Source organism: Azospirillum sp. B506 (assembly GCF_000333595.1).
GTDB lineage: Bacteria > Pseudomonadota > Alphaproteobacteria > Azospirillales > Azospirillaceae > Azospirillum.
The window spans coordinates 1-4,350 of record NZ_BADK01001101.1 but is presented as its reverse complement, the minus strand read 5'-3'; the positions used below and the strand labels follow the sequence as shown (position 1 = coordinate 4,350).

Annotated in this window: 4 protein-coding genes; 3 read left to right on the top strand and 1 reads right to left on the bottom strand. The window is 68.5% G+C overall.

What is annotated here, in order from left to right; genetic code table 11:
• Positions 1 to 377, top strand: a 377-nt coding sequence (locus I71_RS33760) for a TRAP transporter small permease (protein ID WP_042704595.1), incomplete at its 5' end; no start/stop codon positions are given.
• 62 nt (positions 378 to 439) lie between these two features.
• A complete protein-coding gene (locus I71_RS33755; RefSeq protein WP_042704593.1) occupies positions 440 to 1,720 on the top strand; it encodes a TRAP transporter large permease subunit in 1,281 nt (426 codons plus the stop codon).
• A gap of 16 nt (positions 1,721 to 1,736) precedes the next feature.
• Here the strand turns inward: I71_RS33755 and I71_RS33750 are convergent, their stop codons facing one another.
• On the bottom strand, positions 1,737 to 2,990 hold the full coding sequence (locus tag I71_RS33750) for an MFS transporter (protein ID WP_049976468.1): 1,254 nt from the start codon (positions 2,988 to 2,990) through the stop codon (positions 1,737 to 1,739).
• Positions 2,991 to 3,501: 511 nt separating this feature from the next.
• Here I71_RS33750 and I71_RS33745 point away from each other — a divergent pair.
• Positions 3,502 to 4,350, top strand: an 849-nt coding sequence (locus tag I71_RS33745; RefSeq protein ID WP_042704591.1) for a thiamine pyrophosphate-binding protein, incomplete at its 3' end; no start/stop codon positions are given.

Here is a 4,350-nt window from a genome sequence, read left to right as displayed (position 1 = left end):
TTCTGGGGGCGGTGGTGGCGCTGCACAAGCACGGCCATCTCGGCATGGACACCATGGTCGCCCTGCTGCCCAGGACGGGTCGGCTGGTCTGTTTCTGCGCCAGTCATGTGTTGATGATCTACGCGACCGGGCTGCTGCTCGGCGGCAGCTGGGACCAGACCCTGATCAACCTGTCGGTGACGGCGCCGGCCACCGGGCTGTCGATGGGCTTCTTCTATGGCTCCGGCGTGGTGTTCGGCGTCCTGGCCCTGGTGATCCTGGCCTTCAACCTCGTCCGCGCGCTGACCGGCCGCCTGAAGGACGGCGAGCTGATCACGGTGACGGAGTCCGAGGAGTCTGTCGACGCCGGGCATTCCCCCACCGGCCGGCACGCCTGATCCTCCGGCCCGATTCCCCTGGCCCGATCTCCCGCTAGCCCGAGCGGCAAGGAGTTCCTCCCATGACCGTCACCGTCTTCCTCGGCTCTCTGCTGGGGGCCATGGCCATCGGCACGCCGATCGCCTTCGCGCTGCTGCTGTGCGGCGTGGCGCTGATGTTCCATATGGACCTGTTCGACGCCCAGATCGTCGCCCAGAACGTCATCAACGGCGCCGACAGCTTCCCGCTGGTCGCCGTGCCCTTCTTCATGCTGGCGGGCGAGGTGATGAATGCCGGCGGCCTGTCGCGGCGCATCGTCGCCGTGGCGATGGCGCTGGTCGGCCATATCCGCGGCGGGCTCGGCTATGTCGCCATCCTCGCCTCCTGCATTCTCGCCAGCCTGTCCGGCTCGGCGGTGGCCGATGCCGCCGCCCTGTCGGCCCTGCTGGTGCCGATGATGGTGCGGGCCGGCCATGACAAGGCGCGCTCCTGCGGGCTGATCGCCGCCGGCGGCATCATCGCGCCGATCATTCCGCCCAGCATCGGCTTCATCCTGTTCGGCGTCGCGGCCAACGTGTCGATCACCAAGCTGTTCCTGGCCGGCATTTTCCCGGGCCTGATGCTGGGGTTCGGGCTGGTCGCCGCCTGGTGGCTGGTGGTCCGCCACGAGGATCTGGCCCCGCCGCCGCGCGCGACGAAGGGGGAGGTCGCCGCCGCGGTGAAGGACGGCTTCTGGGCGCTGATGCTGCCGGGCATCATCATCTTCGGTCTGAAGTTCGGCATCTTCACGCCCACCGAGGCGGCGGTGGTGGCGGCGGTCTATGCGCTGTTCGTCGCCGTGGTGGTCTATCGCGAGCTGAAGCCGTCGCAGCTGTTCGAGCTGTTCGCCTCGGCGGCCACCACCACCGCGGTGGTGATGTTCCTGGTCGCGGCCGCCATGGTGTCGGCCTGGATGATCACCATCGCAAACCTGCCGGCCCAGGTCGCCGACATGCTGGAACCCTTCATGGGCAGCCCGACCCTGCTGATGGCCGCCATCATGGTGCTGGTGGTGATCGTTGGGACGGCGATGGACATGACGCCGACCATCCTGATCCTGACGCCGGTGCTGATGCCGGTGATCAAGCAGGCCGGCATCGATCCCGTCTATTTCGGCGTGCTGTTCATCATCAACAACGCCATCGGTCTGATCACGCCGCCGGTCGGCACCGTGCTGAACGTAGTGGCCGGCGTGGCGAAGCTGAACATGGGCGCCCTGATGCGCGGCGTCTGGCCCTTCCTGCTGGCCCAGCTGCTGGTGCTGGCGCTGCTGGTTCTGTTCCCGTCGCTGGTGACGGTCCCGGCCCGTTGGTTCGCGGGCTGAGACTGCCCAGCCCCGATCAGATGCGGAGCCGGAGCGGGCGGCCGGCAAGGAAGCCGAAGACGCCCGCCGCCACCGCGACGGCGATGAACAGCAGGGTGGAGGCATGCCAGTCGCCGCTCCAGCCATGCAGCAGCCCGACCGCGAAGGGGCCGGCCGAGGCCAGCGTGTAGCCGACGCTCTGCGACATGCCCGACAGGTGCGACGCGGTGCGGCTGTCGGGCGAGCGCAGAACGATCAGCGTCAGGGCGACGGCGAAGGCCCCGCCCTGTCCGATCCCGAGGATCACCGCCCACAGCGCGATGGTCCAGAGCGGAGCATAGAGGCAGCCGACCATGCCGACCAGGCTGCAGCCGAGCATCGAGACGGCGGCGAGGCTCTGGCTCGGCGTGCGTGTCGCCAGCATGGGCGCGACCAGCGCCGCCGCCACCTGCACCATGACCGAGCCGGACACGATCAGTCCGGCCGTCGTCGGGTCGAAGCCGCGGTCGCGCAGCATCGGCGCCATCCAGCCGAGCACGATGTAGGCCAGGGCCGACTGCAACCCCATGAACAGGGTGATCTGCCAGGCCAGACCATTGCGCCACAGGCCCTGCATGGATGTGCCGCCGGGACCGGCCTCGCTCTGGCGTCCGCGGGTCAGCGGCAGCCAGGCCAGCGCCGCCACCACCGCCGGCACCGCCCAGACGGCCAGCGCGCCGGTCCATTGCCCCAGGGCACGCTCCAGCGGAACCGTCGCGCCGGCGGCGGTCGCCGCGCCGGCGCAGAGCGCCATGGTGTAGACCCCCATCATCAGGCTGATCTTCCCGGGAAAGTCGCGCTTCACCACGGCGGGCAGAAGCACGCCGATGATGCCGATCCCGGCGCCCGCCAGGGTCGCCCCGGCGAACAATGCGGTGAAGGTGCCGAGTCCGCGCAGCGCGATGCCGCCGCCCAGCACCAGCAGCATGATGAAGATCATCCGTTCCGTGCCGAAGCGCTGGGCCAGCCGCGGGGCGATCACCCCGAACAGGCCGAGGCACAGCACGGGCGAGGTGGTCAGCAGCCCGGCCTGCCCGGAGGTCAGGCCGGCATCGCGCACCACGTCGCCCATCACCGGCGCGAGGCTCGACAGCGCCGGCCGCAGGTTCAGCGCCACCAGCACGAGGGTGACGGCGACCAGCAGCGGATGATGCCGGGCTGGACCTTCTGCCCGAGGATTTCCGGGCCGGAGGGCCGCCGGGCCGCCATTGCGGGACTCGGCGGATCGGCCGGCGGCACTGTCGGTGGTCATGAACAGCCTGGGCGGTTTTGTTGGCGGGGCCAAGCAATCGACCATTGGTTGCCCCCTGGGTCAAGCCGCTCAAGCTGCAACCCACCCCAGCGGCTGTGGGACACATGGCCTGGGGCAGCCAATCGGTTGAACGGCCAGCCCTTCGATCGGGTAGCGGAAACCATTGCGGCGACGGAAATGGGCAAACGTGACGTTAGACCATGGTCCAGGCGCAATCGATCAAAGATATATCGACCGTTGCCTTGGGTGTCATTGGCCTCCAAGGCGTTGGAAATTAGACTGAACGCGTGAATCGACGACCGGCCGACGCCTTGCGGATGGCTGGAGGGGCTGAAGAGGATAATTCCGATCTGGCGGATCGATATCGGACAGGACGGGCCAGCCGTGCCAGCTCCGCCAGGACCATCGAGTTCGATTTCGTCCGGCCATTCCGCCTGGCCATTCCGCCTGGCCATTTCGTCTGCCAGTGGGCTGCGTCTCGGCAGCCCGCCAATTCCGGGAGCATTCGACCATGACGCATAGGATCTCCGACCTGATCGTGGACATCCTCCAGGCAACGGGCGTGCGCCGCATCTATGGCGTCGTCGGCGACAGCCTGAACGGGCTGACCGACTCTCTCCGCCGCAAGCGCAGCATCGACTGGGTCCATGTCCGCCACGAGGAGGTCGCGGCCTTCGCCGCCGGTGCGGAGGCCGCCCTGACGGGTGGACTTGCCGTCTGCGCCGGCTCCTGCGGCCCCGGCAATCTGCACCTCATCAACGGCCTCTACGATTGCCACCGGACGCGGGTGCCGGTGTTGGCGATCGCTGCGCAAATCCCATCGGCCGAGATCGGCCGCAATTATTTCCAGGAGACGAAGCCCGAGGCGCTTTTCCGCGGCTGCAGCGACTTCTGCGAACTGGTCTCCCACCCGTCGCAGCTTCCCGGCGTCCTGGAAGCGGCCATCCGCAGCGCAATCGGGCGCCGCAGCGTCTCGGTGATCGTCATTCCCGGCGACATCGCGCTGGAGGATGTCGAGGCCACCTTCTCGGCGCCGGCGGCACTGGCCATCCGGCAGCCGGTCACGGTCCCCGCCGCGGCTGAACTCGACGCGCTTGCCGACCTTCTCAATGGCGGCAGCCGCGTCACGCTGTTCTGCGGCCGCGGTTGCCAGGGCGCGCATGCGCCGCTGATCGAACTGGCGGAGAGGCTGAAGGCGCCCATCGTCCACGCGCTCGGCGGCAAGGAGCATGTGGAGTGGGACAACCCATACGATGTCGGGCTGACCGGCATGCTGGGCTTCTCATCGGGCTACCGGGCGATGAAGGAGTGCGACACGCTGCTGATGCTCGGCACCGATTTCCCGTACCGGCAGTCATCC